The organism is Arthrobacter sp. 2YAF22_2 (genome assembly GCF_052114645.1).
In the GTDB taxonomy this organism is placed as follows: Bacteria; Actinomycetota; Actinomycetes; order Actinomycetales; family Micrococcaceae; genus Arthrobacter.
On record NZ_JBFRFD010000683.1, the window covers coordinates 1 to 1563 of the forward strand.

Here is a 1563-nt window from a genome sequence, read left to right on the forward strand (position 1 = left end):
TGCGAGACGATCGACACGAGCTCACGGACGCCGCGGATCATCTGGCTGGTGCTGCCGTCCTGGCGGAGCTCGCCGTTGAGCCGGCCCTGGATCTGCAGGTCCTCGGTGTCCAGTTCGGTCTCGATCCACGGGCCCAGCGGCGCGGAGGTGTCGAAGCCCTTGGCCCGCGCCCACTGCAGGTCAGTCTTCTGCACGTCCCGCGCGGTGAGGTCGTTGCCGCAGGTGTAGCCGAAGACGACGTCGTCGACCCGCTCTTCCGGGACGTCCTTGCAGATCCGGCCGATCACTACGCACAGCTCGGCTTCGAACGAGACCTCATCGGAGAACTCCGGCAGGATGATCGGATCGTTGGGCCCGATCACCGAGGTGTTGGGCTTCAAGAACAGCAGCGGCTGCGCCGGTACCTCGTTGCCGAGCTCGTGGGCGTGTTCGACGAAGTTGCGGCCGACGCCGATGACCTTGCTGCGCGGGATGATCGGCGCGAGGAGGCGGACGTCCTCCAACTGGTGCTTGACGGTGGTCCGTTCCACGCCGTGGAAGAAGGGGTCGCCGTTGATGACGGTGACTTCCTCACTGCCGGGCTGGCCCTCCACAATGCCGTACATGGGATCAGAATCGACTACAAACCGGGCGATACGCATGGGTCCTAGCCTACCGTCCCAACTGACTCGCATTTGTTGTCGATATGAGCGCTGAGAACGACACCTACTGCGAGCTAGTTGGGGGCGGAGCGCAGGTAGTCCAGCTGCGCGGCAACGGACAGTTCCGCGGCCGGCCGCACAGCCGGGTCGACGGCAGCGTACACGGCGTCCGCCACGGCATGGACCCCGGCTCCCTCGCCAAGTTCTTCGAGCGCGCCGCGGATCTGCGCGAGGCGGTCCTGCCGGTGGTCGCGGTAGGCACGGACGATGCTGTCCAACGCCGGGAGCATCGGCCCGTGGGCGGGCAGCACGGTGGCCGGCCCCAGGCGTTCCAGCCGGTCCAGCGAGTGAAGATAATCCCCCAGGGTGCCATCGGGATAGTCCAGGACGGTGGTGCCGACGCCCAAAATGGTGTCCCCGGTCAGGACAGCCCCATGGGCACCGTCCGCCGGAAGGTGGAAGCAGACCGAGTCGGAGGTGTGGCCCGGCGTCGACAGCACCCGGATTTCCACCCCGGCCGCGTGCAGCACCTCGCCTTCCCGGAGCGGCTCGCCGCCGTGGCAGTGCGCGGGGTCGACGGCGCGGACGGGGGCGCCGGTGAGCTCGGCGAAGCGCTTCGCGGCGGCGGTGTGGTCGGCATGGCGGTGCGTGATGAGGATCAGTTCCACCGCACCGTACTGCATCAGCTCGTGCAGGTGCTCCTCGTCGAGAGGGCCAGGGTCCACCACAACGACGCCGGCTGAACCGGGCGCGGCCAGCACATAGGAGTTGGTGCCGTGCAGGCTCATCGGGCCAGGATTCGGGGCAAGCCGGAAGCGCGTCAACTCGGTGCTGCGGACCAGGGCACGGTCATCATCGGGGATCACCCCACCATCATCCCACCGAGGGACCCAAAGAAGCAGGGGACGCAACGACGGCGGCC

The 1563-nt window shown here is 67.8% G+C and carries 2 protein-coding genes; both read right to left on the reverse strand.

The genetic code is table 11. From position 1 onward, the window contains the following. Positions 1-641 (reverse strand): fumarylacetoacetate hydrolase family protein (locus AB4Y86_RS18650; RefSeq protein ID WP_441403625.1); only part of this gene is annotated, 641 nt, incomplete at its 3' end. 74 nt (positions 642-715) lie between these two features. Next, complete coding sequence (locus AB4Y86_RS18655) at positions 716-1507, reverse strand: MBL fold metallo-hydrolase (protein ID WP_441403626.1); 792 nt, start codon at positions 1505-1507, stop codon at positions 716-718. Positions 1508-1563 lie beyond the last annotated feature (56 nt).